The 24,758-nt window shown below is 74.2% G+C and carries 24 protein-coding genes; 13 read left to right on the forward strand and 11 right to left on the reverse strand.

The genetic code is table 11. From position 1 onward, the window contains the following. Positions 1-12: 12 nt before the first annotated feature. Complete coding sequence (locus ACIOFR_RS33000) at positions 13-1,932, reverse strand: AAA family ATPase (RefSeq protein WP_401002939.1); 1,920 nt, start codon at positions 1,930-1,932, stop codon at positions 13-15. Positions 1,933-2,263: 331 nt separating this feature from the next. Continuing rightward, a complete protein-coding gene (locus ACIOFR_RS33005) occupies positions 2,264-2,872 on the reverse strand; it encodes a uridine kinase (RefSeq protein ID WP_401002941.1) in 609 nt (202 codons plus the stop codon). A gap of 190 nt (positions 2,873-3,062) precedes the next feature. Between ACIOFR_RS33005 and ACIOFR_RS33010 the strand changes: the two genes are divergently transcribed. After that, positions 3,063-4,226 (forward strand): acyl-CoA dehydrogenase family protein, encoded by a 1,164-nt coding sequence (locus ACIOFR_RS33010; protein WP_401002943.1) that lies wholly within the window; start codon positions 3,063-3,065, stop codon positions 4,224-4,226. Between the two features lie 40 nt (positions 4,227-4,266). On the opposite strand, the gene ACIOFR_RS33015 is transcribed toward ACIOFR_RS33010, so the two are convergent. Beyond that, positions 4,267-4,698 (reverse strand): hypothetical protein, encoded by a 432-nt coding sequence (locus tag ACIOFR_RS33015; RefSeq protein WP_401002945.1) that lies wholly within the window; start codon positions 4,696-4,698, stop codon positions 4,267-4,269. A 277-nt stretch (positions 4,699-4,975) separates the two neighbouring features. Here ACIOFR_RS33015 and ACIOFR_RS33020 point away from each other — a divergent pair, with 277 nt between their 5' ends. The 4 genes from ACIOFR_RS33020 to fxsA all read left to right on the forward strand — a co-directional run bounded on the left by ACIOFR_RS33020 (position 4,976) and on the right by fxsA (position 9,438). Beyond that, the gene (locus ACIOFR_RS33020) at positions 4,976-5,416 is read left to right on the forward strand and encodes an Lrp/AsnC family transcriptional regulator (protein WP_401002947.1); all 441 of its coding nucleotides are present in this window, start codon (positions 4,976-4,978) and stop codon (positions 5,414-5,416) included. A gap of 29 nt (positions 5,417-5,445) precedes the next feature. Continuing rightward, positions 5,446-7,047: an amidohydrolase gene (locus ACIOFR_RS33025; protein WP_401002949.1), complete on the forward strand. Its 1,602-nt coding sequence runs from the start codon at positions 5,446-5,448 to the stop codon at positions 7,045-7,047. A gap of 153 nt (positions 7,048-7,200) precedes the next feature. Further along, positions 7,201-8,808: an apolipoprotein N-acyltransferase gene (gene lnt, locus ACIOFR_RS33030; protein ID WP_401003021.1), complete on the forward strand. Its 1,608-nt coding sequence runs from the start codon at positions 7,201-7,203 to the stop codon at positions 8,806-8,808. Between the two features lie 57 nt (positions 8,809-8,865). Beyond that, the gene (fxsA, locus tag ACIOFR_RS33035; RefSeq protein WP_401002951.1) at positions 8,866-9,438 is read left to right on the forward strand and encodes an FxsA family membrane protein; all 573 of its coding nucleotides are present in this window, start codon (positions 8,866-8,868) and stop codon (positions 9,436-9,438) included. A gap of 106 nt (positions 9,439-9,544) precedes the next feature. On the opposite strand, the gene ACIOFR_RS33040 is transcribed toward fxsA, so the two are convergent. The 3 genes from ACIOFR_RS33040 to ACIOFR_RS33050 form a co-directional block, all read right to left on the reverse strand. After that, a complete protein-coding gene (locus ACIOFR_RS33040) occupies positions 9,545-9,919 on the reverse strand; it encodes an RNA polymerase-binding protein RbpA (RefSeq protein WP_401002953.1) in 375 nt (124 codons plus the stop codon). A gap of 322 nt (positions 9,920-10,241) precedes the next feature. Further along, complete coding sequence (locus ACIOFR_RS33045) at positions 10,242-11,849, reverse strand: FtsK/SpoIIIE domain-containing protein (protein WP_401002955.1); 1,608 nt, start codon at positions 11,847-11,849, stop codon at positions 10,242-10,244. 101 nt (positions 11,850-11,950) lie between these two features. Then, a complete protein-coding gene (locus ACIOFR_RS33050) occupies positions 11,951-12,145 on the reverse strand; it encodes a hypothetical protein (RefSeq protein WP_033817540.1) in 195 nt (64 codons plus the stop codon). 297 nt (positions 12,146-12,442) lie between these two features. Here ACIOFR_RS33050 and ACIOFR_RS33055 point away from each other — a divergent pair, with 297 nt between their 5' ends. After that, positions 12,443-12,865: an ankyrin repeat domain-containing protein gene (locus tag ACIOFR_RS33055; RefSeq protein ID WP_401002957.1), complete on the forward strand. Its 423-nt coding sequence runs from the start codon at positions 12,443-12,445 to the stop codon at positions 12,863-12,865. 25 nt (positions 12,866-12,890) lie between these two features. Beyond that, positions 12,891-13,367: a GNAT family N-acetyltransferase gene (locus ACIOFR_RS33060; protein WP_401002959.1), complete on the forward strand. Its 477-nt coding sequence runs from the start codon at positions 12,891-12,893 to the stop codon at positions 13,365-13,367. Between the two features lie 56 nt (positions 13,368-13,423). On the opposite strand, the gene ACIOFR_RS33065 is transcribed toward ACIOFR_RS33060, so the two are convergent. Beyond that, entirely contained in the window at positions 13,424-15,529 is a 2,106-nt protein-coding gene (locus tag ACIOFR_RS33065; RefSeq protein WP_401002961.1) for an MMPL family transporter, read from the reverse strand. Positions 15,530-16,127: 598 nt separating this feature from the next. Between ACIOFR_RS33065 and ACIOFR_RS33070 the strand changes: the two genes are divergently transcribed. The 3 genes from ACIOFR_RS33070 to ACIOFR_RS33080 all read left to right on the forward strand — a co-directional run bounded on the left by ACIOFR_RS33070 (position 16,128) and on the right by ACIOFR_RS33080 (position 18,786). After that, the gene (locus ACIOFR_RS33070; RefSeq protein ID WP_401002963.1) at positions 16,128-16,763 is read left to right on the forward strand and encodes a nucleotidyltransferase domain-containing protein; all 636 of its coding nucleotides are present in this window, start codon (positions 16,128-16,130) and stop codon (positions 16,761-16,763) included. A gap of 98 nt (positions 16,764-16,861) precedes the next feature. After that, positions 16,862-18,352 (forward strand): APC family permease, encoded by a 1,491-nt coding sequence (locus ACIOFR_RS33075; RefSeq protein WP_401002965.1) that lies wholly within the window; start codon positions 16,862-16,864, stop codon positions 18,350-18,352. Then, positions 18,349-18,786, forward strand: a complete 438-nt coding sequence (locus ACIOFR_RS33080; RefSeq protein ID WP_401002967.1) for a hypothetical protein — start codon at positions 18,349-18,351, stop codon at positions 18,784-18,786. The genes ACIOFR_RS33075 and ACIOFR_RS33080 overlap by 4 nt, the downstream gene beginning before the upstream one ends. 154 nt (positions 18,787-18,940) lie before the next feature. On the opposite strand, the gene ACIOFR_RS33085 is transcribed toward ACIOFR_RS33080, so the two are convergent. The 3 genes from ACIOFR_RS33085 to ACIOFR_RS33095 form a co-directional block, all read right to left on the reverse strand. Next, a complete protein-coding gene (locus tag ACIOFR_RS33085; protein WP_401002969.1) occupies positions 18,941-19,534 on the reverse strand; it encodes a vitamin K epoxide reductase family protein in 594 nt (197 codons plus the stop codon). A gap of 4 nt (positions 19,535-19,538) precedes the next feature. Continuing rightward, a complete protein-coding gene (locus tag ACIOFR_RS33090; RefSeq protein WP_401002971.1) occupies positions 19,539-20,354 on the reverse strand; it encodes a DsbA family protein in 816 nt (271 codons plus the stop codon). A 108-nt stretch (positions 20,355-20,462) separates the two neighbouring features. Beyond that, positions 20,463-21,110 carry a hypothetical protein gene (locus ACIOFR_RS33095; protein ID WP_401002973.1) on the reverse strand — a complete coding sequence of 216 codons (648 nt, stop codon included), beginning with the start codon at positions 21,108-21,110 and terminating at the stop codon, positions 20,463-20,465. Between the two features lie 360 nt (positions 21,111-21,470). Here ACIOFR_RS33095 and ACIOFR_RS33100 point away from each other — a divergent pair, with 360 nt between their 5' ends. Further along, on the forward strand, positions 21,471-22,337 hold the full coding sequence (locus ACIOFR_RS33100) for a CHAD domain-containing protein (RefSeq protein ID WP_401002975.1): 867 nt from the start codon (positions 21,471-21,473) through the stop codon (positions 22,335-22,337). 16 nt (positions 22,338-22,353) lie between these two features. On the opposite strand, the gene ACIOFR_RS33105 is transcribed toward ACIOFR_RS33100, so the two are convergent. After that, positions 22,354-23,091 carry a uracil-DNA glycosylase gene (locus ACIOFR_RS33105; RefSeq protein WP_401002977.1) on the reverse strand — a complete coding sequence of 246 codons (738 nt, stop codon included), beginning with the start codon at positions 23,089-23,091 and terminating at the stop codon, positions 22,354-22,356. A 70-nt stretch (positions 23,092-23,161) separates the two neighbouring features. On the opposite strand from ACIOFR_RS33105, the gene ACIOFR_RS33110 reads away from it, so the two are divergent. Next, entirely contained in the window at positions 23,162-24,196 is a 1,035-nt protein-coding gene (locus ACIOFR_RS33110; protein WP_401002979.1) for an SPFH domain-containing protein, read from the forward strand. A gap of 106 nt (positions 24,197-24,302) precedes the next feature. After that, positions 24,303-24,725, forward strand: coding sequence for a CBS domain-containing protein (locus tag ACIOFR_RS33115; protein WP_401002981.1), 423 nt, complete (start codon positions 24,303-24,305; stop codon positions 24,723-24,725). Positions 24,726-24,758 lie beyond the last annotated feature (33 nt).

Below are 24,758 nucleotides of genomic sequence, written 5' to 3' on the forward strand. Positions count from 1 at the left end.
CCGCCCCGGGCGCTACGCGCCGCGGCCGTCGATCAGCTCGCCGTAGGCCTGGAGCAGGTCGGGCAGCCGCAGCGCGGCCAGGTCCTCCCGGGTGGGGATCTCGCGCTGGGCCGACAGCCGCAGGTCGCGGTAGGCGCAGGACTTCTCGTACAGGGTGCGCACGAAACGGCCGTTGCCGAGGTCGTCGATCCACCCCTCGCCGACCACGTGGGCGCAGATCGAGGCCAGTTCCTCGGCGGCGTCCTCGTCCCACCCGTCGCCGTCGGCCGAGGCCAGCGTGCGGCCGATCTCGGCGAGCTCGGCGGGCCGGTAGCTGGGGAAGTCCACCCGGCTGGTGAAACGGGAGTTGAGCCCCGGGTTGGCGGCCAGCAGGCGGTTCATCCCGGCCGGGTAGCCGGCCAGGATCACCACCAGCCGGTCGCGGTTGTCCTCGGCCCGCTTGAGCAGCACCTGCAGCGCCTCGTCGCCGTACGCGTCGCCCTTGCTGTAGCCGGAGTTGGAGAGGCTGTAGGCCTCGTCGATGAAGAGCACGCCGTCCAGCGCGGAGTCGATCAGCTCGTTGGCCTTGACCGCGGTCTGGCCGAGGAACTCGCCGACCAGGTCGGCCCGCTGCGCCTCCACCAGGTGGTCCCCGGAGAGCAGGCCGAGCGCGTGGAAGACCCGGCCGAGGATGCGGGCCACCGTGGTCTTGCCCGTGCCGGAGGGGCCGGAGAAGACGAAGTGACGTTTCGGCGGCTGGACGGGCAGCCCCTGGTCGGCCCGCAGCCGGGCCATTCTCAGCTGCGCCGACAGCGCCCGGACCTGGCGTTTCACCGGCGCCAGCCCGACCATCCGCTCCAGCGCCGCGAGGGCCTCGTCGAGCTGGCCGTCGCCACCGGGGCCCGTCCCCGCGGCGGTGCCCGGGGACGGCGGGTACGTCACGGCGCCGGTGGCCTGCGCGGCCTGCGCGGCCGGCGGCTCGGCGGCGGCGCGCCCCGGCCGGTCGGCCGCCGGCCCGTCGGCGGCCTGCTCCGCCACCGGCGCGCAGGAGCGCTCGGCCAGCGGCCCCGCGGCGGGCGGCGGATCGGGGGCCGGGTCGTAACCGCCGGCCGGGTCCGGTGCGAACTCGGAGTCCGGCAGGGCCGGTTCGAGCACCGAGCGGTCCTCGTCGGTGAGCAGCAGCCCGTCCAGGACCCCGTCGGCGGCTATCGCCGCCAGCCGGGCCGAGGTGTCCATGAAGGCCGGGTCGGCCCGGTGCACGGCCCGGTAGAGCGGCAGCGCGGCGGCGCTGCGCCCGGCGCCCTCGTACGCCCGGGCCAGCCAGTAGCGCAGCTCCTTGCGCTGCGGCTGTTCGGAGCGGCAGCGGGCCAGTGAGGCCGCCAGCGGGGCCTGTGCCTGAGCGCACATGTCGAGGCGGACCCGGGCCATGCCGCCGAACAGTCCGGCCTCGATGCCGAGCACGGGGTCGTCCAGCAGCTGGTCGGTCTCCCTGATCAACTGCTCCCAGTCCTTCAGCAGGTAGGACCGGCAGGCGTGCAGGAAGCGCACCGAGGGGTCCTGCTCGGGCGGCGGGCACTCGGCGAGGGCCCGGTCGAGCTCGGTCAGGTGCCGGCCGTCCAGCCAGTGCGAGGCGTGCGCCAGCAGCAGGTCGCGGGTGTCCTCCAGGACGGGCTGCACCCACCAGCCGAGCCAGTACCAGGAGCTGAGCGGGCGGCGGTGGCGCCGGCGCTGCTCGCCGAAGCGGTCCTGGTGGCGGTACATCGCGAGGAGGGCGCCGGAGGTGTCGCTGCGCAGGGCGTGCAGGCCGAGCCAGGCGTCGGCCATCGCGGGGTCGAGCTCGACCGCGGCGCGGAACTCCTCCTCGGCGCGGGCGTAGGAGCCCGCCGCGTAGGCGTCCGTGGCCCGCAGCCAGGCACGGTCGGCCTGCTGCGCGGGCCCGCCTCCGGTCCCCATGTCGGACGTCTCCACCGTCACTCACGCCCCCCGCCGAGTGCATCGAGGCCAAGTCGGTCGACGAGCGGCAGGCACGTCCCGCCCGTCCGTCCGCAACCCCCGGGGCGTCTGCGCGCCCGATGGAATCGTACCGGCGCGGAGCTGATCCGGAAGGGTGCCGCACCGCTTCAAATCCAAGCGGCGCTTGGGCCGTGGGCCCTCGGCGCGCGGGCGTGGGAGAAAGCAACGGCGCCTCCGGCTCACGGGGGAACAAGTCGGAGGCGCCGAGTCTTAGTTGCGGGATCAACAATCTCCCGACGTGAAGAAACCTAAGTCCTGACGATGCCCCAGGTCAAGGGCGTGTCACGGGTTGACCGAGGGTGCCGCGGACGATCCGCCCGGTGACTCCGTCGACCTGCAGATCCGCGTACCGGCGGCTCGGGTCGGCGGCGAAGTGCGCGTGCTCCGCGCGGGCCCAGCCGGCCCAGAACTCCGCCAGGTCCGGGCCGTCCCGCAGCTCGCCGCGGGCCCGTGCCGCGTCCGCCGCCAGTTCCATCCACACCAGGGCGGCCAGGCTCGGGCGCACCGCCCGCCGGCCCGCACCGACCCCCTCCACCAGCACCACCGGCGCCGCCGGGGCGCGCCGTAGGCCCGTGAAGCGGCGCAGCGTCCAGTCGTACGCCGGGTAGGCGGCCGTCCGTCCGGCCGCCAGCGGCTCCAGGACCTGCCGGCGCAGCCGCCCGACCCAGCCGAACGGCTCCTCGTGGGTGGCCAGGTCGTCCAGGTGGACCACCGGGGCGCCGCCGAGCGCGGCGGCCAGCCGTCCGGCGAAGGTGGTCTTGCCGGATCCGGCGTGCCCGTCCACGGCGATCAGCCGGACGGGGCCCAGGGACGGCGGGAGGGCTCGGCACGCGGCCGCGAGCCCGTCCAACGGCTCCGGCAGGCCCGGGGGGTCGACCACCAGGCCACTCTAGGTGGGCTTCCGGGCCGTGATCGACCCGAGACAGTGACTGGCCAGGGGTATTTCGGGCATACTCGCTTCGCCGTGCCTGTGAACGAGCGTTCACTTCGCCCGGTGACGGTCCACCCGACCCGTCAGCCCCGTACCGGGCCCGCCACACCTGGGCCCGCCCGATCGAGGAGACGCAGCCATGAGCGCCGTATCCGCCAAGCCCGTGGACCGTCAGCTGCCCAGCGAGGAGGCCCGCGAGCTGCTCGGCCTGACCCGCGAGCTGGTGCAGAACGAGGTCGCACCGCACGCCGCCGCCGACGAGGCCGGTGACCGCTTCCCGCGCGAGGTGTTCCGCACCCTCGGCCGGGCCGGTCTGCTCTCCCTCCCGTACGGCGAGCAGTACGGCGGCGGCGACCAGCCCTACGAGGTCTACCTCCAGGTCCTGGAGGAGCTCGCGGCCGGCTGGCTGGCCGTCGGCCTCGGCGTGAGCGTGCACACGCTCTCCTGCCACGCGCTGGCCGTCTTCGGCACCGACGAGCAGCGCGACCGCTGGCTGCCGGGCATGCTGAGCGGCGAACAGCTCGGCGCCTACTGCCTGTCCGAGCCGCAGTCCGGCTCCGACGCGGCCTCGCTGCGCACCCGCGCGGTGCTCGACGGCGACGAGTACGTGGTCAGCGGCACCAAGGCGTGGATCACCCACGGCGGCCACGCGGACTTCTACAGCTCCATGGTGCGCACCGGCGAGGACGGCGCCCGCGGCATCAGCTGCCTGCTGGTCCCCGGCGGGGCGGCCGGCCTGTCGGCGGCCCCGCCGGAGCACAAGATGGGCATGCGCTCCTCGCCGACCGCGCAGCTGCACTTCGACGGCGTCCGGGTGGCCCGCGAGCGGCTGGTCGGCGAGGAGGGCCAGGGCTTCCAGATCGCGCTGGCCGCCCTCGACTCGGGCCGGCTCGGGATCGCCGCCTGCGCGATCGGTGTCGCCCAGGCGGCGCTGGACCTCGCGGTGGACTACGCGGGCACCCGCCAGCAGTTCGGCCGGCCGATCGCCGACTTCCAGGGGCTGTCCTTCATGCTCGCCGACATGGCGACCCAGATCGAGGCCGGGCGGGCGCTCTACCTGGCCGCCGCCCGGCTCAAGGACGCGGGCCTGGCCTTCTCCAAGCAGGCGGCGATGGCCAAGCTGTTCTGCACCGACGCCGCGATGCGGGTCACCACCGACGCGGTGCAGGTGCTCGGCGGCTACGGCTACACCCAGGACTACCCGGCCGAGCGGTACATGCGGGAGGCCAAGGTGCTGCAGATCGTCGAGGGCACCAACCAGGTCCAGCGCCTGGTGATCGGTCGGCACCTGACCGGCCGCTGACGGGCCCCGGGGCCGCCCCGGCCGGTTGCGGGCCCTCGGGTCAGCGCCGCGCCGGGGTGCCCCGCTGGGCGGGCACCTGCGGGGCGTGCTCCACGGTGCGGACCGGGCCGGCGTGCGAGAACGGCTGGGTGCGCCAGTCCAGCTCGGCGGGCAGCGAGAGCAGCTCGGCGAGGTCGGTGCCCGCGTGCTCGGGGGTGTCGCACTCGGCGAGGTCGTCGGTGGCGGTGCCGGAGCCGGCGCAGACGGCGGGGGAGAAGGGGTGCCAGGCGGTCGGCAGGACGGCGTGCTGCGGCAGCCGCTCCTCGTCGCCCACCAGGGCGATCGGGCGGTCGCAGGACGGGCAGTGCACCCGGACGATCTCCCAGGTGTCGGCCTCGCCCGGGTCGGACCCGGCGGTGGGGCCGAACGCGGCCTGGTCGTCCCGGGTGTGTTCGTCCTCGGTGTGGAGCGAGCGCTGGTCGGTGGTGGGCATCGGGATCCCCCTCGGATCGGGCCGGCCCGGTAAGCCCGGGCCAACAGCAGCACTTCCCGCCGACGGACCGTCATAACCCTGCAGGTCGGCGCACGATGATGCACGGGGTGTGTCCTTCGCCACATTCTTCCGGCATGTGCCTCCTGCAACGCGCCGGTTCGCTATCGCGGGCCCGCCCGGGGCCCGGTCCGCGCCGGGGCCGCCGGGCGGGCCGGTTCCCGCCCCCGTGAGCTGCCGGGTCGGCGATCGGCCGTCCGGGGCGCTAGGTTTGCGCCTTGTGGAGGATCTCGACCAGCGCATCGTCCAGCTGCTTCTCGAAGACGGCCGGATGAGCTACACGGACCTGGGCAAGGCCACCGGCCTGTCCACCTCGGCGGTGCACCAGCGGGTGCGCCGCCTCGAACAGCGGGGGGTGATCCGCGGGTACACGGCGATCGTCGACGCCCAGGCCGTCAACCTGGCGCTGACCGCGTTCATCTCGGTCAAGCCCTTCGACCCGAGCGCGCCGGACGACACCCCGGACCGGCTGGTCGCCCTGCCCGAGATCGAGGCCTGCCACAGCGTCGCGGGCGACGAGAACTACATCCTCAAGGTCAGGGTGCCCGGCCCGGGCGACCTGGAGGACCTGCTGGCCCGGATCAGGTCCGCCGCCGGCGTCTCCACCCGCACCACGGTGGTCCTCTCCACCCCGTACGAGGCCCGCCCCCCGAAGCTCTGACCCGGTGGGTCGGGTGCAGACTTGGGCCCATGACCGAACGCACCAACCGCACCGTCCTGCTGCGCGGCGGCAACGTCTACAGCCCCGCCGACCCCTTCGCCACCGCCATGCTGGTCGAGGGCGAGCAGATCGCCTGGGTGGGCAGCGACGGCGCCGCCGAGGCGTACGCGGACACCGCCGACGAGGTGGTGGAGCTGGCCGGTGCGCTGGTCACCCCCGCCTTCGTCGACGCCCACGTGCACGCCACCTCGACCGGCCTCGCGCTCACCGGCCTCGACCTGACCGGCTGCCCCGGCCTGTCCGAGGCGCTCGACCGGATCGCCGCCTTCACCGCCGGCGCCCCCGCCGGCGTGCTGATCGGCCACGGCTGGGACGAGAGCAAGTGGCCCGAGGGCCGCCCGCCCACCGTGGCCGAGCTCGACCGGGCCACCGGCGGCGCGGCCGTCTACCTGTCGCGCACCGACGTGCACTCCGCCCTCGCCTCCACCGCGCTGCGCGCCCTCACCGAGGGCCTGGCCGCCCTCCCCGGCCACCACCCGGACGGCCCGCTGAGCCGCGACGCCCACCACGCCGTACGCGCCGCCGCGCTGGCCCACCTGACGCCGGAGCAGCGCCGCGCCGCCCAGCTGGCGACCCTGACCCGGGCCGCCGAGCTCGGGATCGGCGCCCTGCACGAGTGCGCGGGCCCGCAGATCTCCTCCGAGCAGGACCTCGCCGCGCTGCTCGCGCTGGCCGCCGAGACCGACGGCCCCGAGGTCTTCGGCTACTGGGGCGAGCTGAACGGCGTCGAGACCGCGCGGCGCCTGGGCGCGGTCGGCGCCGGCGGCGACCTCTTCGTGGACGGCGCGCTCGGCTCGCGCACCGCCTGCCTGCACGCCCCGTACGCGGACGCCGCCCACACCGGCACCGCCTACCTCAGCGCCGAGCAGGTCGCCGACCACGTCGCCGCCTGCACCGAGGCGGGCCTCCAGGCCGGCTTCCACGCCATCGGGGACGCCGCCGTCGGCGCCGTCCTGGAGGGCGTCCGGGCCGCCGCCGACCGGGTCGGCGCGGCCCGGGTGAGGGCGGCCCGGCACCGGGTCGAGCACGCCGAGTCGCTGGACGACAAGGCGATCGCCGCCTTCACCGAGCTGGGTCTGACGGCCTCCGTCCAGCCCGCCTTCGACGCGGCCTGGGGCGGCCCCGACGGCATGTACGTCCAGCGGCTCGGCGCCGAGCGCGCAGCGGCCCTGAACCCCTTCGCCGCCCTGCTGCGGGCCGGTGTGCCATTGGCCTTCGGCTCGGACGCCCCGGTCACCCCGCTCGACCCCTGGGGCACCGTGCGGGCCGCCGCGTTCCACCGGACCCCGGAGCACCGGATCTCGGTGCGGGCCGCCTTCACCGCCCACACCCGCGGCGGCTGGCGGGCCCTCGGCCGCGACCAGGACGGCGTCCTGGTGCCCGGCGCGGTGGCCAGCTTCGCCGTCTGGGACTCCGCCGACCTGGTCGTCCAGGCCCCCGACGACCGGGTGGCCGGCTGGTCCACCGACCCCCGCTCCGGCACCCCCGGCCTGCCCGACCTCACCCCCGGCCGGCCGCTGCCCGGCTGCCTGCGCACGGTCGTCCGCGGGCGCACGGTCTTCCGGGCCTGAACCCGGTCCGGCCACGGGGTGACCTGGGACACCCCGTGGCCCGGACGGATACTGGTGCGGGGTACCTTCTTCGGACGGCCCGCGACCGAGAGCAGGCACGACGAGAGAGGTGGTGCGCAGGTGGCACTGCCCGCAGCGCAGGAGACACCGGCGATGGACGCCACGACGCCGGCACCGGCCGCCGCCCGCCCCGGGCGGCTCACCCGGATCCGGGCCGGCCTGCCCCGCACCGGTCTCGCCGTGCTCGCCGGCCTGCTCCTGGCGGCCGCCTTCCCGCCGTACGACCTGTGGCCGCTCTCCTTCCTCGCCGTCGCGGCCCTCTCGCTGCTCACCCGGGGCCGGACCGTCCGCCAGGGCGCCTGGACGGGCTTCGCGTTCGGGCTGCCGTTCTTCCTGGCGCTGCTGTCCTGGCTGCGGGTGATCGGCTGGGACGCCACGGTCGGCCTGTCGGTCGTCGAGGCGCTCTTCCTGGCCGCGCTCGGCGGCGCCCTGGCGCTCACCTCCCGGCTGCCCGGCTGGCCGCTGTGGGCGGCCTGCCTGTGGGTCACCCAGGAGTGGGCCCGTGACCGGCTGCCGCTCGGCGGCTTCCCGTGGGGACGGCTCGCCTTCGCCAACACCGCCAGCCCGTTCACCCCGCTGGCCGCGCTCGGCGGCGCCCCGCTGGTGACCTTCGCGGTCGCCCTCGGCGGCACCCTGCTGGCCTGGGCGGCCCTGCGGCTGCGCCGCGGCCCCCGCCGCTCCCTCCCGCTGGCCGCCCTGGGCGCCGGCGGGGCCCTGGCGGCCCTGCTGGCGGGCTACCTGGTGCCGGTGCCCACCGGCGGCGCCGAGACCGTCAAGGTGGCCCTGGTGCAGGGCAACGTCGCGCAGCCGGGGATGGACTTCCTCGGCCGCCCGATGATGGTGCTCAACAACCACGCCGCCGAGACCGAGCGGCTCGCCGCCGACGTCGCGGCCGGCCGGGCGCCCCAGCCCGACCTGGTGATCTGGCCGGAGAACTCCTCCGACCTCGACCCGTACACCGACCCGGCCGCGTACGCCCGGATCGACGAGGCGGTCCGCCGGATCGGCGTGCCGACCCTGGTCGGCGCCCTGGTGGACGGCCCGGACCTGCAGCACGTCCAGAACAACGGCATCGTCTGGGACCCGGCCACCGGCCCCGGCGCCTCCTACACCAAGCAGCACCCGGTGCCGTTCGGCGAGTACGTGCCGTTCCGCGCCGAGCTGTCCCAGGTGATCTCCCGCCTCCAGCGGGTCGCCCGCGACTTCTACCCGGGCACCCACAACGGCGTGATGCAGGTCGGCCCGGCCCGGATCGGCGACGTCATCTGCTTCGAGGTCGCCTACGACGAGATCGTCCGCGACACCGTCGACCAGGGCGGCCGGGTGCTGGTCGTGCAGACCAACAACGCCACCTACGCCCGCAGCGGGCAGCCGGAGCAGCAGCTCGCGATGTCCCGGCTGCGCGCCGTCGAGCACGGCCGCGCGGTGCTGATCGCCGCCACCAGCGGGATCAGCGCCGTCATCGCCCCGGACGGCTCGGTGGTCTCGCGCACCGAGGAGCTGACCCCGGCCGTGCTGAACGCGGCCGTCCCGCTGCGCGACGGCCGCACGGTGGCCGACCGGCTCGGTGCCGCACCCGAGTGGACGCTCGCCGTCGCCGGCCTGCTGGCCTGCGGCTTCGCGGCCGCGGCCGGCCTGCGCCGCCGCCGCTCGGGTGGAACATCGACCGACTCCGAGCCGTTGACCCCACAGGTGCCGTAGTCGCGGCCGGAGTCCACCGGCGGTGCGGAGAGCACCGCGATGGAGTGGATTCGTACCGTGGCCCAGACAACCGACCAGGTCCGCCCGGCCCCCCGGGGTCGAGTGCGGCGCTTCCTGCCGCTCGCCGTCACCGCCTGGCTGGTGCTGGAGATCTGGCTGCTGACGGTGGTGGCCGGTGCGGTCGGCTGGTTCGCCGTGCTGGTGCTGCTGGTCGCCGGGGTCTTCCTGGGCGGCTCGCTGATCAGGCGGGCGGGCCTGCGGGCCTTCTCGGCGGCCGTCGAGCAGAGCCGGGACCCCCGGCCCGAGCAGGCGCAGACCGGGACCAGCCTGACCGTCCTGGCGGGCGTGCTGCTGATCGTGCCCGGCTTCCTGTCCGACCTGCTCGGCCTCAGCCTGCTGTTCCCGCCCACCCGGGCGCTCTGGCGGGCGCTCGGCCGGCGGGTGGCCGGCCGCGCCCTGCAGTCCACCGCACGGGCCGGCTCCGACCCCCTCGCCGACGCCCTGCGCCTCCAGGAGCAGCTGCGCATCCATCGGCCGGACGGCAAGGTGATCCAGGGCGAGGTCGTCGAGCACCCGCAGCCCGGCGCGGACGGCCCGGACACCGCGTACCGCCCCCCGATCGCCGGCTGAGGCTGAGCCCCGCCGCCCGGGCAGCAGGGGGCGGTAGGGCATGGGAAGGGCCCCGGGCATCAGCCCGGGGCCCTTCCCATGCCCTACCGCCGTGGCGGAGGAGCGGTTATGCGCTCTTGCGGGTGTCGCGGGGATGGATCGCCAGATTCATCCCGCCGGAGCGGAGCACGGCCAGCCTCTCGGCCAGCACCTCCTCCAACTCCTCCCTCGTCCGACGCTCCATCAGCATGTCCCAATGGGTACGCGTCGGCTTGACCTTCTTCTCCTCCGGCTCATCACCGTCCAGCAGCATTGCCTCCTGGCCGCAGAACCGGCACTCCCAGATCGAGGGGATCTCCGCCTCGACGGAGAAGGGAACCTCGAACCGGTGTCCGTTCTGACATGCATACTCGACGGTCTGGCGGGGAGCCAGATCGATGCCGCGGTCGGTCTCGTAGCTGGTCGCCCCGAGTCGCGTGCCGCGGAGAGCTCGCTCGCTCATGAATCGTGCCTCCCGGGCTTCTGGCCCACAGGACTAGTGGTCGCTGTCTTCGTCGTTCGGTCCAACGCTCGGCCGCCGACGAAGATTCCCGTCCCGGGACGGGCGTCGCCTGTCGTGCCGCCCCTGTTTGTACCCATCGTCGCCCGATTTGTCACATCTGAGCGGTGATATCACCCTCTGTGTCACATCTTGTGCACATTGCGACCGCCTGATCGACGCGGGGACAGCCTATCGTCATGCGCTTGATGCTCGCTTGGTCGTGACCTCCGGATCCGGTCGCGCGCCCGGTCGAGCGGGGCCCCGGGCCGGGGCCCGCGGCGGCCTACCAGGCCGGGCGGGCCTGGACGGCCTGCGCGTCCTTCGTCAGCTCGACCACGTCCCCCGGAGCCGTCCGGATCGCCTCCTCCACCGGCGCGGCGACCGGCACCGCGGTCGGAGCCGGTGCCTCCGTCCGGGTGTCGCGGTGCGGCAGAAGGGCGATCACCGCGTCCCGCAGCCGGGCCGACACCTCCTCGTCCAGCGGATCGACCGTCGCGGGCACCTGGAGGCGGACCGGCGCGGCGGCGCCCACCCGGGCGTACCCGCGGCCGAGCGGGGTCCGCGAGGCCGGTGCGATGTCCAGTGGCGCGCCCAGCACGGCGGCCGCCGTGTCCGGTGTGGTCGGGCCGAGTACCACCCGGGCCCGGCAGGTGGACCGGACGGTCGCACTGATCCGCTCACGGGCCTCGATGTCGTCCGCGAAGACCACCGTGATCCGCGCCGCCCGGCCGTGCCGCAGCGGGGTCTCCAGCAGGTCCTGCGGGTCGGGCCGGCCCTCGGCCTGGGCCAGCTCCGACAGCTCGGTGGGGTGGTCGAGCAGCAGCCACAGCGGCCGGGTGGCGTCCTCCGGCGCGGCGACGCCGTGGTGCCGGGCCGCGTTCAGCACCGTCAGCCGGCGCTCGGTCTCCTTCGCCACCCACTCCAGGGCCGCCAGCGCGCCGTGCAGGCTGGTCTCCACGGTGTGCACGCCGGGCCGGTTGACCAGGCAGGCGTGCTCCCCGGTGCCGGCGCCGTCGATCACCACCAGGTCGCCGTGCGGCAGGGCCTGGAGGGCGATCGAGCGCAGCAGCGAGGAGGTTCCGGCGCCGGCCGAGCCGAGCGCCAGCAGGTGCGGCTCGGAGGACCGCGGGCCGGTCCGCCAGACCACCGGCGGCTGCTGGGCCGACACCCCGTCCTGGACCACCGGGATGGTCCGGTGGCTGCTGCCGCTGTCGGTGAAGCCCAGCACCACCTCGCCGGGGGTGGTGACGAACGGCTGCGCCGCGATGTCGGTGGCCAGCTCGGCGAGCGCGCTGACCGCGAGCCGGTTGGACTCCTCGTCCCAGTCGAAGCGGTACTCGCGCGCCCGGCCGGCCTTGCCCTGCACCACCTGCTCGATCCGGGCCCGGGCGGCCGGCTCGGTGTCGGTGAAGTACACCGGGTAGGACAGCTCCAGCGAGGTCATCCGCCCGTCGGCGTCGAACTCCCAGGTGTGGAAGACGTCCTTGTGGTCGCCGTCCGGACGGTAGGGCGAGCCGAGCTCCTCGGGTCCGGCCAGGTACGGCGTGAGGGCGGCGTAGAGCGCGGCGAGCTTGACCTCCGCGACGTCCGGCGCGGGGGCGGCGGCCGCCCTGGGCTGCCGCCCGACCCACGCCGCGCTCGCCATCAGCGCCACCGCGGCGAACAGCGGGCCGTGCGGCAGCAGGGCGATGCCGACGGCGGCCGCGGCGCCCAGGAAGAGGGTCGGACCCCGGCGGTCCTTCGGGGTCGCCGCCCAGCGCTCCTTGGCCCATTCGGCGTGGTGGCGCAGGCCGCGCCCGATCAGGGCGAGCGGGGCGAACATGTCGGCGGCGTGGTCGCCGGCGGTGCGGGCGAGGTCGCGACCCCGGCTGAGGTGGCGGGTGACAGGCATCGTGGGACTCCCCGGGCGGGTGGGACGGCAGGTGGTGGCCGGCGGACGGCCAAGGCCCGGGCGGTGGGATCCGCGCCCGGGCCGTCGATCGGTGCCGCGGCTCAGAACTTCAGGCCGCCGATGAGGCTGGCGAGGCTCGCGCCGCCCGCCTGGATGCTCGGCGCGATCGAGGAGCCCGCGATGTAGAAGCCGAGGAGCGCGCACACCAGGGCGTGCGAGATCTTCAGGCCGTCCCGGCGGAAGAACAGGAAGGCGATGGTGCCGAACAGGACGATGCCGGAGATGGAGAGGATCACGGTTCTGCTCCTCGGAGAGGTGGGGACAGTGGTAACCGAAAGTGCTCTTATCGTGACAAAAAGTAATAGATGATGGAGTGTGGCAAACGGGTGGATCTGGCGAGGCGGGCGGATCGGCTGTGTACGTCCCGGGCCGCCGTGCCGCGCATCAGGCGTCCCCGCCCTGCCGCGCCGGGTTCCGCGCCGGCCGGAAATTCGCTCGAACGGATGCGCCACCGCACGGCCCCGACCTCGTCCGATACCGTGCCGTGTGCAGCCCCACGCGCTCCTCCGCAGGTCATCCACGAAAGGTTTGCCATGGCCGACTCCGCCGCCAAGACGCCCGACGACCCGCAGGGGCCAGACGCCGAGGTCATCGCGCTGGCCGGCCGGCTGTTCGACGCCGCCCGCAGCGGCGACGCCGCCCTGCTGACCTCCTACCTGGACGCGGGCGCGCCGGCCGACCTCGCCAACGACCGGGGGGACACCCTGGTGATGCTGGCCGCCTACCACGGCCACGCGGACGCCGTTCGGGCCCTCGTGGAGCGCGGCGCCGACCCGGACCGGGTCAACGACCGCGGCCAGACCCCGCTCGCCGGCGCCGTCTTCAAGGGCGAGCCGACCGTCGTCGACGCGCTGCTCGACGGCGGCGCGGACCCCCTTGCCGGCGCCCCCTCCGCCCTGGACACCGCCCGGATGTTCGGCAAGGAGGACCTGGTGGCCCGCTTCGAGAAGCGCTGAGCCGGCCCCCGTAGGCTTGACCACCATGGAGATGCGCACCACCGGCTTCGGCCACCCTGACGCCGTGAGGCTGTCGGCCGAGGTCCAGCAGGAGTACGTCCGCCGCTACGGCGACATGGACCAGACCTCGATCCACGCCGACCACTTCGACCCGCCGTACGGCCTGTTCGTGGTGGTGTACCTCGACGGTTCGGCGGTCGCCTGCGGCGGCTGGCGGGTCAACGAGAAGGACGAGGAGGGGCTGGGCGAGGGAGACGCCGAGCTCAAGCGGATGTACGTGGTGCCCGGCGCCCGCGGCCGCGGGCTCGCCCGCGGCGTACTGCGCCACCTGGAGCGGGCCGCGGTCGAGGCCGGGCGGACCAGGCTGGTCCTGGAGACCGGCAACAAGCAGCCCGAGGCGGTCGCGCTGTACGCCTCCGAGGGCTACCTGCCGATCGACAAGTTCGGCTACTACAAGGACCACCCGGACAGCATCTGCATGGGCAAGTCCCTGGTCCCGTAAGGCATCCGGCGCAAGCGTCGGATCCCGGCCTGCCCGCCCGGGCGGGGCCGGGCCGCTCAGGACGGCCCCGCGTAGACGTCCGGGGACGGGGTGCGCGGCCGGCCGACCCGGGAGAGCGCGCTCGGCCACCACATGTGCCGGTCCAGGTCGATGGTGAGGGAGGTGACCAGCACCGACCGGACCACCAGGGTGTCCAGCAGCACGCCCAGCGCCACCGCGAAGCCGATCTCGGCGAACCCCACCACCGGCAGCGTCCCGAGCACCGCGAAGGTGCTGGCCAGGATCAGTCCCGCCGAGGTGATCACCCCGCCGGTCGCGGCCAGGCCGACCAGGGCGCCGTCCCGGGTGCCCCGGTGGCTGGACTCCTCCCGGACCCGCGTCATCAGGAAGATGTTGTAGTCGATCCCGAGCGCGACCAGGAAGACGAAGACGAACAGCGGGAACGCGTTGTCCTGGCCGTCGAAGTGGAACACGTGCGCGAAGAAGAACGCGCTGATGCCCATGGCCGCCGCGTACGAGAGCACCACCGTCGCGATCAGCACCAGCGGTGCGACGACCGCCCGCAGCAGCAGCGCCAGGATCGCCAGGACCACGCCCAGCACCAGCGGGATGATCGCCCGGTTGTCGGCGGAGGCGGCCCGGCCGGCGTCCAGGATGACCGCCGTGCTGCCGCCGACCTTGGCGTCCGCGCCCGGCACCGCGTGGACGGCGTCGCGCACCCGGTCCACGGTGTCCTTGGCCGCCTCGCTGTCCGGCGGGTCGCTCAGGGTGGCCTGGAAGGTGGCCAGCCCGTCGTGGACGATCGCCGGGGTGGTCGCCGAGATGCCCGGGGTCGTCGCGGCCGCCGCCCGGACGGCCTCCGCCGGGGCCGCCTCGCTGATCACCGTCAGCGGGGCGCCGGTGCCGCCCGGGAAGTGCTCGACCAGCACCTCCTGGCCGACCACCGAGTCCGGCGTACCGGTGAAGGTGCCCGCCGTGGACAGGCCGTTGGCGTTCAGCGAGACCAGCCCGATGCAGCAGACGGCCAGCGCCAGCCCGGTGCCGATCCACACCTTGCGGGGCTTGCGGGCGATCCACGCACCCACGTGCGCCCACCGGCCGGTCCGGGTCGGCTCCGCGGTGCCGTACCCGGGCTTCACCGGCCAGAACACCCAGCGGCCGCAGATCACCAGCAGTGCGGGCAGCAGCGTCAGCATCGCGGCCAGCGCCACCAGCACGCCGATCGCACAGACCGGGCCGAGACCGCGGGTGGAGTTCATCTCGGCGATCAGCAGGCACAGCATCGAGGCGACCACGGTGGCGGAGCTCGCCAGGATGGCCGGCCCGGCCCGGTGCAGCGCGAAGGCCATCGCCTCGTGCCGGTCCTCGTGCCGTCGCAGCTCCTCGCGGTAGCGGGCGGTGAGCAGCAGCGCGTAGTCCGTGCCCGCGCCCAGCACCAGCACGATCAGGATGCCGGCGCTCTGCGCGTTCACCGTCAGCCCGGCGTGCTCGGCCAGCAGGTAGATCACCGCCTGGGCGACGAACAGCGCCACACCGGCCGAGAGCAGCGGCAGCAGCCACAGCGTCGGGCTGCGGTAGGTGAGCAGCAGCAGGATCACCACGACCGCGACGGTGGCGAACAGCAGCGTGCCGTCGATCCCGGCGAACGCCGCGGCCTGGTCCGCGCCGATGCCGGCCGGGCCGGTGACGTGGGTGGCCATCCCGTTGCTGCCGGCGGCGGCGGTCGCCCGCATGTCGTCCACGGCGGTGCGCAGGTCGTTCCAGCCGGTGGAGCCGATCTCCACCGGCACCACGGTCTGCATCGCCTGGCCGTCCGCGGACACCTGAGGGCCGATCACCTTGCCGAGCACGTGCGGCGCGGTGGCGAAGGACGCCGCGTCGGAGGCGGCCTTGGCCCGGTCGGCCGGGGTGATGCCGCCCGGCCGCTCGTAGACCACCACCGCCTGCGCGGTGTCGACCGGCTGGAACGTGCGCTGCTCCACCAGGACCTGGGTCGACTCGGCGCTGCCGGGCAGCCAGCTGGAGGCCTCGTTGTCCTCCACGTCCATCAGCTTGCCCGCCAGCGGCCCGGCCACCACGACCAGGATCAGCCACAGGGCCAGCACGACCCACTTGCTGCGGCGCCCGCAGGGGAGCGACGCCAGCCTTCCGGACGGACTCATCTGCTGCCCCCACGGGGTCTGGCGACGGGGTCGGACACGCGACCCAGACTGCCATCGGCCGATCCGCCCGGCAGCCCGGGCGGCGCCGCGCGCGGTCGCCCCGGGAGCACGCCGCGGCCGCACGGGTGAACGCCGCGGGCCCCGCAGCGGCCGCCGCGACCCGCGCTCGACGGTCCGGACAGCACGGGTTGACGCTCTGATCGAACGCACGGGTGTGGTGCCGGGGCGGCCCACCGCCGTCACGCCCCCGCGGCCGCCCCACCGAGGGCCGTCCGCATTCGAACGGAGCTTTCCGGTGCTCATGTACCGCCGTCCGGGTGCCGAGAACGAGGGAAGAAGGAGGATCATGTTCTGGCTGCTCATCGTTCTCGGCTGCTCCACCGTCGCCCTCGTCCTCTTCCTCGTCGCGGCCCGCGCGGGGACCAGGAGCGAGGAGGACGACGGGTGAGCGGCCCCGGCGCCTCCCGGACGCCCCGGCGACGGCCGCGGACCGCCGGGCGGCGCCGGGGCCGCCCGGCGCCGACGGTGCGGTGGACGGTGTGACAGAAGCCGTGCGCGGACGGGCGGTTCGGGCGCCGGAGCCCGGTACGCTGGCCGGATGAGCCAAGGGCCGCCCCCGGGCGGGGTCCGGATCGGCGAGGCCGAGGCCGCGGCCCGGTGGGTGGGCGCCTGGACACCCGAAGAGGTGACGGCCCGGCTGGCGGGCCTCGCGACCCCCTGGTACGTGGCCGGGGGTTGGGCCGTCGACCTGTTCCGGGGCGGCCGGACCCGCGAGCACGGTGACCTGGAGATCGCCGTCCCGGCCGCCGGGTTCGCCGAGATCCGGTCGAGGTTCGCCGGGTTCGCCTTCGACGTCGTGGCGTTCGACCGGATCTGGGAGCTCACGCCGGAGGTCTCGGGACTGACCCACCAGACCTGGCTGCGCGACCCGTCGACCGGCCGCTACCTGGTGGACGTGTTCCGCGAGCCGCACGACGGCCCGACCTGGATCTGCCGGCGCGACCCGTCGATCCGCCTGCCGTACACCGCCGTCGTCCGCCGCACCCCGGACGGGATCCCTTACCTCGCACCGGAGTTGGCGCTGCTGTTCAAGGCCAAGGCGGTCCGCCCGAAGGACCAGCAGGACTTCGCCGGCGCGCTCCCCCTGCTGGACGGCGCCGCGCGGCGGACGCTGGCCGCACTCCTCGCCCGCGTCCACCCGGGGCACCGCTGGCTGGCGGACCTGGCACGGTGACTCCGGACGGCCTAAGCCGACATGCCGACGGCGGGCATCCCAACGATCCTTCCGAGTGAAGTGTCAGCTCGCAGCCGATCGCGGTGTAGGAGGATCCGATGAGCAGTGCGGATGTGCCGGCGGACGATGCCGGGCGGTCGAGCAGAGCCCGGGCTGCGGACGAAGCGCGGGCAACGGCCGGATCGCAGAAGATCACCTGGTTGACGCTGGCGCTGATGACTACCAGCTCCGTCGCGAGCCTGCGCTCCTCGCCCACCATGGCGGTGTACGGCCTCGCCTGTGTCTTCCTGTACCTGGTGCCGGCCATCGTGTTCCTGCTGCCCACCGCGCTGGTGTCGGCCGAGCTGGCCTCCGGCTGGAGCGGCGGTGTCTACAACTGGGTGGCGCAGGGGCTGTCGAAGCCACTGGCCTTCCTCGCCGTCTGGTGCCAGTTCGCCATGACGATCTTCTACTACCCCAGCCTGCTCGCCTTTGTGGCCAGCACGATCTCCTACGTGATCAACCCGGCGCTGGCCAGCAACGGCGTCTACACCGCGATCGTCATCGTGGTGCTGTACTGGACCGGCGTCTGGGTGTCCTCCCGCGGCACGAATGCCGTCGCGGGGCTGGCCTCCGGCGGTCTGATCATCGGCACGCTGATCCCCGGCACGTTGCTGGTCCTGCTCGGGTTCGTCTTCCTCGGCCAGGGCAACGCCTCCGCCGCACCGATGAACGCCTCGCACATCCTCCCGGAGTGGACCGGGATCGCCAGCCTGGTGCTCATCGTGAACAACTTCCTCAGCTACTCCGGCATGGAGATGAACGCGGTCCACGTCAACAAGCTCCGCGACCCGGCCAAGGAGTTCCCGAAGTCGATGTTCCTGGCCATGGGCATGGTGCTGCTGATCTTCATCCTGCCGGCCCTGGCCATCAGCTGGGTCATCCCGGCCGACCAGCTCAGCCTCACCGCCGGAGTCATGCAGGCCTTCGACGCCTTCTTCCAGTACTTCCACATCGGCTGGCTGGTCCCGATCGTCGCGTTCGCGCTCTGTGCCGCCTCGCTCGGCGGGATGCTCACCTGGCTGGCCGGCCCCTCCAAGGGCCTGCTGCTGATCTCCCGCCAGGAGGGCTACCTCCCGCCCTACCTGCAGAAGCTCAACAAGCACGGCATCCAGCAGAACATCCTGGTCACCCAGGGCCTGCTCACCACGGTGATCGCCCTGCTGTACGCACTGATCCCGAACGTGTCCAGCGTCTACTGGATCTTCTCGGTGATCACCACCCAGGTGTACCTGATCATGTATCTGCTGATGTTCCTGGCCGCCATCCAACTGCGCCGCAAACTGCCGGACCACCCTCGCGGCTACCGCGCGCCGCTGCTCACCACGCTCTGCGTGGTCGGCTTCGTCGCCTCCGCGCTGGCCATGGTGATCGGCTTCATCCCGTCCTCCCAATTCGGCGGCGGCAGCGGCTGGGCGTACGTCGCCATCGTCGGCGGCGGCCTGCTGCTCCTCGGAGTGGTCATCCCCTTCGGCTTCCTGAAGGCACGCAAACCCAGTTGGCGCCAGCCCGACGCGGACGCCGTGCCGGTGGACGGAGGTATCGCATGAGCCCCACCCGGATGCAGTCCCAGCACCGCTGGATCTACATCGGCGCGATCGTCGTGCTGGTCGCCATGATGATCATCGGACTGTTCACGTACACCCAGCAGAGGGCCACCAACGAGGCCCACAGAAAGGCGACCCGGCTGAACGACGCCCTGGTCGCCAACGGCTTCGCCTCCCGGAACGTCGAGAACATCGCCCTCACCCTCGGCACGGACGGCGGCGTCGTCTGCAACGACCCGAACTCGGCGCTCAAGCGCGGCCTCTGGCTGGTCCAGCTCGCCAACGGCGCCGGTGGCCCCGGGATGCGTCCGGTCATCGTCGACAAGCAGATCCTCGAGGCGGGCGCCGAGGTGGTCAAGGTGTACTGCCCGGACAGGCTGGACGACTACCAGAAGAAGATCAACGACCTCAAGACCGCGGACGTGATCAATGACTGAGCCCGGGCCGGCGAGCGACCCGATCGACGACTGCGCCCCTCGGCATCGACTGCCCGCCGGCCGACCGCTCCGACGGCCCGTGGACGGTCCAGCGCAGACGCGCTGATGGCTCCCACCCGGAAAACCGCGGGTGGGAGCCATCAAGAGTGGTCCATCAGAGCAGGGTGCTCCAGTAGTACCAGAAGCGGTTGAGCACCAGCAGGGCGACGGTGAGGAACCCGGCCGCCGGGACGACCCAGTGCCAGCGGGCGACCGCGTCCCACCAGCGCGGTGCGGGCAGGACGCCCGTCCGCAGGTTGTGCAGGGTGGTGTACCAGAACAGCAGCAGCACCACGGCCCAGACCACCATGCAGTACGGGCAGAGCGCACCGATGTCGTACAGCGCCTGGTCGATCAGCCACACCACGAAGCCGAGCCCGCACAGCGTGCCGGCCTGGAGGGTGAGCCAGAACCAGCGGCGGTAGGCCGCCCCCGCCAGCAGGCCGGCGCCGACCGCGGCCAGGGCGCCGAAGGCGGCCAGGCCGATCAGGGAGTTGGGGAAGCCGAAGGCCTCGGCCTGCTCGGTCCGCATGATCGAGCCGCAGCTGATGATCGGGTTGAGGTTGCAGCTGGGCCGGTAGTCCGGGTTGGCGAGCAACCGGATCTTGTCGACGGTCAGCACGGCCGAGGCCGCGAGTCCGAGCAGGCCGCCGACCAGCAGCAGCCAGCCGAACCGGCGGCCCGCGCCGACCGGCGCGGGGGCGGTCACGGGGTCAGCCGCCGATCGACTGGGTGACGAGGGCCTTGAACTGGTCGCCGTTGACCGGGCCGGTCTTGGTGAAGATGGTGAGCTGCTTGCCGTCCAGCTTCACGGTCGGGGTGCCGGTCACGCCGCTGTCGTTGAAGGCGTTCGCGACCTTGGCGGCCCAGGGCTTGTAGGTGCCCTCGGTGACGGCCTTGGTGAAGGCCTCGGTCTTCAGGCCGGGCACCTGCTCGGCCAGCTGGAGGATCCGGTTGACGTCGCCGAAGCCGTCGACGCGCTCCTCCGGCTGGTTGGCGAACAGCACGTCGTGGAACTGCTTGAACTTGTCGACGCCCTCGTTGAGCGCCGCCCCGGCCGCGGCCAGCGCGGTCTTGGAGCCCTTGCCGCCGAGGTTGTTGTCCAGGAACGCGGCCAGGTTGTACTCGATCTTGTAGGTGCCGTCGTCCGCGAGCTGCTGCACCGTCGGACCGGCCGAGGTCTCGAACTGCTTGCAGATCGGGCAGCGGAAGTCCTCGTAGACCTTCAGGGTGTGCGGGGCGTCCGCCTTGCCGTAGACGACGAGGGTGCCGTCCGGGCCGGAGACGTTGGCCGGGACGACCAGGGCGGAGCCCGTACCGGAGGCGGTGGCCGAGGTGTCGGAGCTGCCGCCCGCCTTGTCCGCCGTGCCGATCGCGAGGGCGGTCGCGCCCGCGACCACCGCGATCGCGCCGACCACGGACGCCGCGACGATCACCCGGCGGCGGACGGCGGCACTGCGGGCCTCCGCCTGCTTCGCCTGCTTCATGCGCTCGCGGGGGGAGAGGGGGGTCTGCTGGTTGTTGCTCATGATGGTCCGTCGACTCCTGGACTGCGGCATGCCGCGCGAACGCGCGCCGGGCATGCGGGAGGGGTGGGTTGGCCGGTGGGGCCGGCCGAGCCCTCCGTGGAGGAGGCGTCAGCCGGCGAGCACGAGGGCCGGCGGACCGCGCCGCGGCGCGGGGGTGAGGACCAGCTGGGCCTGGCGCAGCAGGGGCCGCTCGGCCTCCGGGGCCGGCGTCAGCGCCGCGGGGCAGCCGGCGAGCGGGCTGCTCGGCAGCAGGGCCCGCCAGGGGGCGGGCAGCAGGGCCCGGACGGCGCGGACGGCCTCGGCGAGGCCGGTCAGCGCGCGGTCGCCGAGCCGCAGCCAGGCCGCCGCGACCAGGGCGAGGCCGACGTGCACCAGCAGGACCAGCAGCTTGACCCAGCCGCCGGAGTGCCCGGCCCAGTCGGTGAGCAGCGAACTGCCGTTCACCGAACCGCCGCCGCAGACCAGCAGGTCGACGCCGTGGCCGGGGGCGGCCGAGGCACAGGTGTCCTGGCCGAGGTTGAAGGCGGTGTTGAGCAGCAGCTCGACCGGGACCAGGACGGCGGCGATGTGCGGGAAGCCCCGCCGGGTGCCCGAGAGGGCCATCGACAGCACGAACACGGCCGCGGAGACGACGGCGACCAGGGTGAGCGACAGCGCCCGCCCGGTCAGCAGGACCTGTCCCAGGGCGGCGAGCGGCACGGCGAGCGCGGTGAACACCGCTGCCCGCAGGGCCCTGGTCGCCTGGTTCTCGGTCATGGTTCCGGAGTATGTCACGGGAGCCGGGCCCGACGGGAGGGCGCATCGGGTGGTCGCACGCCCGTTCGCCCGCCGGCCGTGCCCCGCCCGGGCGGCCGCCGGCTGGCGCGGGAGCCGTGGGGGGCACGGGCCCGACGGCCGCCGGGTGGGACCGCGGGCGGGCGCCGGCCCGGGCCGACGGGCCCGCCCGGGCTGTGGTGAGTGTCACCGGCCGGGCGGGGCCGGGGTCCGACCGCCGCACGTCACCGCCGTCTCGTTCCTCGGCGCCCTGGTCGGGGACACCCTTTCGGCGGCGATCCGGCTCCGGCCGTGAACGCCCGCGGACTAGGCTGGTCCGATCGGAGAGGGAGGGCGGAGGCCGTGCCGCACCGCAGGGATCGGACCGAGCGGACCGCCGGGGCGGTGGTGGCCGCCCGGGTCGCGGAGCTGGCCGCCCGGCTGACCGCGCTGGCCCCGGCCGTCCGGGCGGAGGAGCCCGACGCGGTGCACCAGATGCGCATCACCTGCCGCCGGCTGCGCAGCACCCTGCGGGTGTTCGGGAGGCTGCTGCCGGACGCCGACGGCGGCCCCGGCGCCGTCGCGGACGAGCTGGCCTGGCTCGGCGGCGCGCTGGGCCGGGCCCGGGACTGCGAGGTGCTCGGTGCCCGTCTGCTCGACCTGGCCCGCGGGCTGCCGCCCGAGGACGGCCGGGAGGACCTGGTGGCCGACCTGGCCGAGTGGGAGCGCGAACAACTGCTGCTCGCCCGCCCCGAGGTGCTGGCCGCCCTCGACGGACCGCGCTTCCCGGCCCTGCTGCGGGCCCTCGCCGACCTGTGCGCGGGCCCGCTCCCGTCCGGCCGGGCCCGCGGCCCCGCCGGGCCGGAGCTCGCCCGGGCGGTCCGCCGCGAGTACCGCCGCACCGCACGGCGGGTCCGGGCGGCCGGGCGGGCGACCGGCCCCGGGGCGGAGTCCGCCCTGCACGACGTCCGCAAGGCGGCCAAGCGGGCCCGCTACACCGGGGAGACGGCCGGCCCCGACGCGGCGGCCTTCACCGCCGGGATGAAGGCCGTGCAGGAGGTCCTCGGACGGCACCAGGACGCCGTGATCGCCGGCCACACGCTGCGCGGACTGTCCGACGGGGGCTTCGGCTACGGGGTGCTGTACGGCTTGCAGCTCGCCGAGGCCGCCCGGGCCCGCGAGGAGTTCCCCGAGGCCTGGCGGCGGGTCCGCCGGCCGACCGGCGCGTGACCGCGTCGCGCGGGGGTCACCGCAGCCCGGCGGCCCCGGCGGCCTCGGCCAGCAGTTCGCGGACCATCGCCGGGGTGAGCCGGCCGGTGTAGGTGTTGCGCGGACTGACGTGGTAGCAGCCGAAGAGCTCCAGCGGCGCACCGCCGTCCGCCGCCGGCAGCTCGACCCGTGCGCCGTGCCCGAAGACCGGCCGCGGCCGCGGCAGCTGCCGTCCGGCGGCCGCGAGTGCGGGCAGCACCGCCTGCCAGGCGAAGCCGCCGAGGGCCACCACGGCGCGGACGGTCGGACGCATCAGCTCGAACTCCCTGGCGATCCACGGGCGGCAGGTGTCCCGCTCGGCGGGGGTCGGCCGGTTCTCGGGCGGCGCACAGCGCACCGGGTCGGTGATCCGTACGCCGTGCAGCACCAGCCCGTCGTCCCGGCCGACGGAGTGCGGCTGGGAGGCCAGACCGAGGTCGTACAGCGCCCGGTAGAGCAGGTCGCCGGAGGGGTCGCCGGTGAAGATCCGGCCGGTCCGGTTGGCGCCGTGCGCCGCGGGGGCCAGCCCGACCAGGACGAGTGCGGCGTCGGGCGGCCCGAAGCCGGGGATCGGTCGGGCCCAGTAGTCCCAGTCCAGGTACGCCCGCCGCTTGACCCGGGCGGCCTCCTCGCGCCACGCGACCAGCCGCGGGCAGGCCCGGCAGCCGGTGACCAGGGCGTCCAGCCGGGCCAGGTCGCGGACGCCGTCGGCGGGGTGGGGGTGACGCACGTCCATGGTCCGGATCCTAGAGGAGCGCGGCGGAGTAGCGTGGAGAACGGGTCCCCGTCCTGCCCGAGGTGACGCGATGCTCGTTCTGGATGTGGTGATAGGGGTGGTGCTGGCGCTCGCGGTGCTGGCCGGACTGAGCGTGCGGACGGTGCAGCAGTACCAGCGTGGGGTGGTGTTCCGGTTCGGCCGGGTGCTGGACCGGGTGCGGGAGCCGGGCCTGGTGATGATCATGCCGGTGGCGGACCGGCTCAGGAAGGTGAACGTCCAGATCGTGACGATGCCGGTGCCCGGCCAGGAGGGCATCACCCGGGACAACGTCACGGTGCGGGTCGACGCCGTCGTGTACTTCAAGGTCGAGGACCCGGTGAAGGCCACCGTCAACGTGCAGGACTACGGCTTCGCGATCTCGCAGGTCGCCCAGACGTCCCTGCGCTCGATCATCGGCAAGAGCGAGCTGGACGACCTGCTGGCCAACCGCGAGCCGATCAACCAGGGGCTGGAGCTGATGCTGGACAGCCCCGCCCTGGGCTGGGGCGTCCAGATCGACCGGGTGGAGATCAAGGACGTGGCGCTGCCGGAGTCGATGAAGCGCTCGATGTCCCGGCAGGCGGAGGCGGAGCGCGAGCGGCGCGCCCGGATCATCACGGCCGACGGCGAGTACCAGGCCTCCTCCCGGCTGTCGGAGGCCGCCGCGATCATGGCGGAGACCCCGGCCGCGCTCCAACTGCGGCTGCTGCAGACCGTGGTGGAGGTGGCGGCGGAGAAGAACTCGACCCTGGTGCTGCCGTTCCCGGTCGAGCTGCTGCGCTTCCTGGAGAGCGCCACCCAGCAGGCCGAGGGCGGTCCGCGGCCGAAGGCCAAGGCGGCGGACCGGCCGGCGGAGCCGCTGCCGGACGCCCGCCCGGTCGAGCAGCTGGAACTGCCGGACCTGGACGGGGTGCTCGCGACCGAGATGCCGGCCGCCGAGGTGCTGGCCCGGGAGGTGCCCGCCGACGAGGTGCTGGCCGCGGAGGTGCCGGCGGAGGAGGTGCTGGCCCGGGAGGTGCCGGCGGAGGAGGTGCTGGCCCGGGAGGTGCCGGCGGACGAGGTGCTGAAGTCGGCGAAGCCCTGAGCCCGCCGGCGGCGGCGTGGCTCGGCGACGGCCCCGGTGGCGTGGCCACCGGGGCCGTCCCAGGATGGAGTAACCGGGCTGTTCAACGTCGTCGGGAGGCCTGACCATGACCACAGCCAGAGAGATCATGCATCCGGGGGCCGAGTGCGTCGGGGAGACCGAGACGCTCGCCGACGCGGCGCGGATCATGCGGGACCGGGGCGTGGGCGCGCTGCCGATCTGCGGGGAGAACCAGAAGCTGCTGGGGATCCTCACCGACCGGGACATCGTCCTGAAGTGCGTGGCCGAGGGCCGCGACCCGAGCACCGTCCCCGCCGTCGAACTCGCCGTCGGGCGGCCGATGGTGGTCGAGGAGGACGAGGACGCCGAGCAGGTGCTGCGGGTGATGGAGCAGCACCTGGTGCGGCGCCTGCCGGTGATCAACCACCCCGACCACAAGCTGGTGGGGATGATCAGCGAGGCCGACATCGCCCGGAACATGCCGCAGGAGCGGGTCGCCGAGTTCGTCGGCGCGATCTGCGCGGAGTAGCGCCCGGACGGCGACCGGCCGGTTCCCGCCCGG

It is taken from the genome of Kitasatospora sp. NPDC088346 (assembly GCF_044740765.1).
In the GTDB taxonomy this organism is placed as follows: domain Bacteria; phylum Actinomycetota; class Actinomycetes; order Streptomycetales; family Streptomycetaceae; genus Kitasatospora.